This is a genomic window from Janthinobacterium sp. GW823-FHT03B06 (genome assembly GCF_058796955.1).
Map to the genome: position 1 here is coordinate 1 of NZ_JBXAJE010000019.1, position 4,603 is coordinate 4,603.

3 protein-coding genes and 1 tRNA gene are annotated in these 4,603 nt (G+C 57.3%); 1 reads left to right on the forward strand and 3 read right to left on the reverse strand.

The features are described 5' to 3' along the window. From AC1RBA_RS27875 to lhgO, 3 genes are all read right to left on the reverse strand, one after another. Positions 1 to 76: transfer RNA gene (locus tag AC1RBA_RS27875), tRNA-Glu, on the reverse strand. Positions 77 to 404: 328 nt separating this feature from the next. Beyond that, a complete protein-coding gene (locus AC1RBA_RS27880; RefSeq protein ID WP_227742140.1) occupies positions 405 to 1,718 on the reverse strand; it encodes an MFS transporter in 1,314 nt (437 codons plus the stop codon). Between the two features lie 110 nt (positions 1,719 to 1,828). After that, a complete protein-coding gene (gene lhgO / locus AC1RBA_RS27885; protein WP_070290416.1) occupies positions 1,829 to 3,034 on the reverse strand; it encodes an L-2-hydroxyglutarate oxidase in 1,206 nt (401 codons plus the stop codon). A gap of 203 nt (positions 3,035 to 3,237) precedes the next feature. Between lhgO and AC1RBA_RS27890 the strand changes: the two genes are divergently transcribed. After that, complete coding sequence (locus tag AC1RBA_RS27890) at positions 3,238 to 4,173, forward strand: LysR family transcriptional regulator (RefSeq protein WP_492420613.1); 936 nt, start codon at positions 3,238 to 3,240, stop codon at positions 4,171 to 4,173. Positions 4,174 to 4,603: the final 430 nt, after the last annotated feature.

Genomic DNA, 4,603 nt, shown 5'->3' on the forward strand with positions numbered 1-4,603 from the left:
TGGCGTCCCCAAGGGGATTCGAACCCCTGTACTCACCGTGAAAGGGTGATGTCCTAGGCCTCTAGACGATGGGGACCTGTGCTGGCTTTACTCTCAGCGGACTCTTCGTTGAAGGCTTTGCTTAGCCCCTCAAAAAAGCGTGCGCGAAGTATAGCATGGGGTGATTCACAAAATCAACCGCAGGCGCATCTTATTTTCCATGGAGGAAACCGCTCCCGGCGGCGATTGCTCAATGTGCAATCGATCGGCTGTGCGGGCGAGGTACAGGTCCTCCGCAACAGCAGCCAGACCAGCAAAAGGAAAGCCTCTTGCCCCCCGCCTTCGTTTGCACTGACCCAAACCCGCGTCATACAAGGGGTGGGCGGCGGGAGGAGCTGAGCAAGCCTGGCCCGCCGCCTTGACCATCAGTTCTTGTAATGGCTGAAGCGATAACCTTGGTCGAAGTATGCTGCCAATGCGACGATCGCTCCGGAGCACGTGAGCATCAAGGCCACGGCGCTCGTGTCACGAGTCGCAGACTGGGCCACCATTGATAACGCCCACAACGGGGCAATACCGCCGGCAATGGCAGTGCCGATTTCACGCCCCGAACCGACCCCCGTCGAGCGGTTTTGCACGGCAAACTGGCGACTGAGGAAAGAGCCCTGTGGGGCGAACATCATCGGCGCCAGCACCCCGGTGCCGACGATCAGCGCCAGGTAAATCAGCCTGTTCTCGCCGCTGTCGAGCAACTGCATGAACGGGTACGCGAACAATGCTGACAGCAGGCCGCCGACGATCAGCAGCTTCTTGCTGCTGAACTTGTCACACAGATAGCCGAAGAGCGGGACGGTAAAGATTGCGACCAGACTGGCCAGTGTCACCGATAGCGATGTCACGCTGGCCGAAATGCCTTTGAACTGGGTCAGGTAGGCCAGCGAGAAGGTCTTGAAGACATAGCTCAGTGCGTTGTAACCGATGGCGACAAAGAAGACGACGCCCAGGCCCTTAAGATTGGTTTTCCACAATTCGCGGAACGGCCTCTTCTGGCGATGGCTTTCCTCGAAGTGGTGATACTCTGGCGTTTCCGGCAGACTCCCACGCACCCAGAGCCCAACCAGTACCAGCACGAAACTGAGGATGAAGGGAATGCGCCAGCCGCCGGCAAGCAAAAACTTGTCGCCATTGACGGTCAGCAGATAAACGGTCAGCGACGATAGCAACAGGCCAAGGTTCAGCCCCAATGCAGGCCACGCACCTTGTCGTCCCTTCTTGTTGTCGGCCGCATGTTCGTAGGAAGTTACCGCCGCTCCCGCCAGTTCAGCACCAGCGCCCAGGCCCTGCACAATGCGGATCAGCACCAGGCACAGGGGCGCCCAAACGCCGATGCTGGCATAGGAAGGAACCAGGCCAATGGCGGTCGTGCACAAGCCCATCATACAGAAAGTAACGAACAACATTTTCTTGCGCCCATAGCGGTCGCCGAAGTAGCCGAAGAATAGCCCCCCGATCGGTCGCGCCACAAAGCCGATGGCGAAGGTGGCAAAGGCTTGCAGCGATGCATTCGCCGGGTCCGAGGTATCGAAGAAGACCTTGCTGAAGACAATCGACGCCATCGTCGCGTAAAGATAAAAGTCATACCACTCCAGCATTGAGCCGACGATGGTCGCTGCCGCCACTTTGCGCAAACGACTTTTTGTCTGTGCCGGGGTTTCCTGTTCCGTTTTTTGAATGTTCAAAATGTCTCCTTCATGAATTAATTTTTTTATTTTTCGCCTAGAGCGTTCGAGTTGGGGCTGGCTGGGGAGCGACAGACGACAGACAACCGTACGCTGTCCGCTACGCAAACTCAGCGCCTCATCACTTCACGCACAATGTATTCAGCAATGGCTAGCGACGATGTCGCCCCTGGTGACGGTGCATTGCGGATGTGGGTAATGTTGCCGTGTTGGCGAATCACGAAATCGTCAACCAGCGCACCATTGGCCTCCATTGCCTGGGCACGGATCCCACGCACCGCCGGAACAATACCGACCGAGGCAAGCGTCGGCACATAGCGCGCCGCCTCGCGGACAAAGCTCGCCTCGCTGACCACAGTCTTCAGTTCCCGAAGCGTCGCCGGCAGGTTACGGGCAGCAAACTTCCAAAAGCCGGGGTAGCTGGCAAAATTGAAGATGTCGGCCAGGTTCATGCTGCGGCCGTCATAGTTCTCGCGACCGAAGGATATGAAAGCATTCGGGCCGATCGTCATCTGTCCGTCGATACGCTTTGTGAAATGCACCCCGAGGAAAGGAAAGCGCGGGTCCGGCACCGGGTAGATCAAGCCTTTGACATGCGACTTGAAAGCCTCGTCGATCACGTAATACTGGCCGAAGAACGGTACGATGCGTGGCGTGTCCTGATCGCCCGAACGCTCTGCCAGGCGATCTGACTGCAAACCCGCGCAGGCAATTGCCTGATCGAATACCGTATCGAAGACCTCTCCGTCTGCAAGTTCGACCCGTACTTCGCCGCCTTGCTCAAGCAGGCGCTCAACCGGCGAATTCAGACAAATGCGCCCGCCACGTTCCCTGATTTCATCGGCGATTCGGGCCGCAATTTGACCGTAACTGACAATCGCCGTTTTCGGTGAATGCAAGGCGCCCAGACCGATGCAGTTGGGCTCGATTTCGCGCAGCTCATTTGAGCCGATCAGCCGCACGCCAGGCACACCGTTGGCCTGCGCTTTCCGATAAATCGCCTCCAGGCGAGGCAACTCTTCCTCTTGTAGCGCGACGACAACTTTGCCGCACTCGTCGTAGGGGATCGCATTGTCGCGGCAATAGTTGCCAATCAATTCGCCCCCGCGCCTGCAAAGTCGTGCCTTGAGCCCCCCCGGCTCATAGTACAGACCGGCATGGACTACACCCGAATTGTGGCTGGACTGATGACTGGCGACACTCGCCTCCTTTTCGAACAGCACCACTGTGGCGTCGGGAAAATCCAACAATAACTGACGTGCGACTGCGAGGCCATTTATCCCCCCGCCGATAACTGCATAACGCTTCTTGTTCATTGCGCCTCTCAAAAAATAGCAAACTCGTCATTTCACTGCTACATGCATCACTTTGGTGAAGGACGAGGGCCTGCATATGCCGCCCGCCCAACGCCTGGCACCGACGCGATTTGCCCTGTCAAGCATTTTTGATCAAGCACAATTTAGATAAAAGCGAAAAATTATGTACAATTAATTTCGAAAAAAGAGAACAAGTGATGTCCATGACTTTAAAGCAACTCGAAGCGTTCTACTGGGCCGCCACCTGCGCCAACTTTGCGATTGCCGCCGAACGCCTGCATTTGTCCGTATCGTCTCTCTCCAAGCGCATTTCAGAACTGGAGGAAGCGCTTGGCATCAATCTGTTCGACCGGAGTGGCCACCGCGCCGTACTCAGCGATGCAGGCCAGGCATTGCTGCCACGCGCGCTGGCGCTGCTCGATGACGCCGCCGCAATACGTACCGCCTTCGCACCCTCTGCCGGGCTAGTTGGCCGTTGCACCTTTGGTGTTGGCGAACTCAGCGCGCTGACCTGGCTACCGCAGTTCATTGCGCAAGTCCGGGCACTGCATCCCAAATTGACGCTCGAACCCTATGTCGACGTGGGCTCAGTTCTGGAAAGCCGTGTCGCCAAGGGCGAGCTCGATTTTGCGATCATTGCCGGACGCTCATCGCACCACGGCATCCTGTCGCAACCAGTCAGTCAAGCACAATTCATCTGGCTTGCCGCGCCAACCCTGGCTGTATCTGACAGCCCGCCTGGCTTACGTGGTGCCGCCGATTTACTTGACGCTGGACAGCCCATCGTTGCCTTACCGCCATCAGCTGGCACCACGCGACTGATTGATGACTGGCTACTGGCTCACGGCATCGCTGCCGTTGAGCGTATAAGTTGCAATAATTGGGGGGCCATTGCCGGCATGCTGATTGCCTCTGTCGGGATCGGCATACTGCCCACTGGCTGGAGTCAAAAGCTGGTTGACCAGGGTCTGCTGCTCCCGCTCGCCGCCGCCGAAATGCCAGCGCCGGTAATCTATTCTTTTCAGTGGCGGCGCGGAGACAACCGCCCACTGCTCGACCAGCTACGCGAGCTTTCCATCCAATATGTCGACTTCACTGCCGATCTATCGCGACCGCTGGGCAGCATAACGGAACGCTGATAACTGCCGGCCATGCGCCGCCCGCTGGCCACCTCGTCCGCTCGAGGCGACTTTGGTCATCATGTGATTGATGCGCTGTTGGTGGAGGCGGCATGGATACGGATGCAGGCTTCAGAAGATGGTGCTGTCGGATTACGCTACGCTAATCCGATCTACGCCACACTCCCCTGTCGGGTATGGTGGGAAGTGTTGCGGAAATAAAAAAAGCCGCCCGAGGCGACTTTGATTATCACGTGATTTCTGCGCTGTTGGTGGAGGCGGCATGGATACGGATGCTGGCTTCAGAAGATGGTGCTGTCGGATTACGCTACGCTAATCCGACCTACGCCACACTCCCCTGTCGGGTATGGCGGGAAGTGTTGCGGAAATAAAAAAAGCCGCCCGAGGCGACTTTGATTATCACGTGATTTCTGCGCTGTTGGTGGAGGCG

Excerpts from the sequence above, each read along its gene's own strand:
- AC1RBA_RS27890 (WP_492420613.1), top strand. The coding sequence starts at position 3,238 with ATGACTTTAAAGCAACTCGAAGCGTTCTACTGGGCCGCCACCTGCGCC.
- lhgO (WP_070290416.1), bottom strand. The coding sequence starts at position 3,034 with ATGAACAAGAAGCGTTATGCAGTTATCGGCGGGGGGATAAATGGCCTC.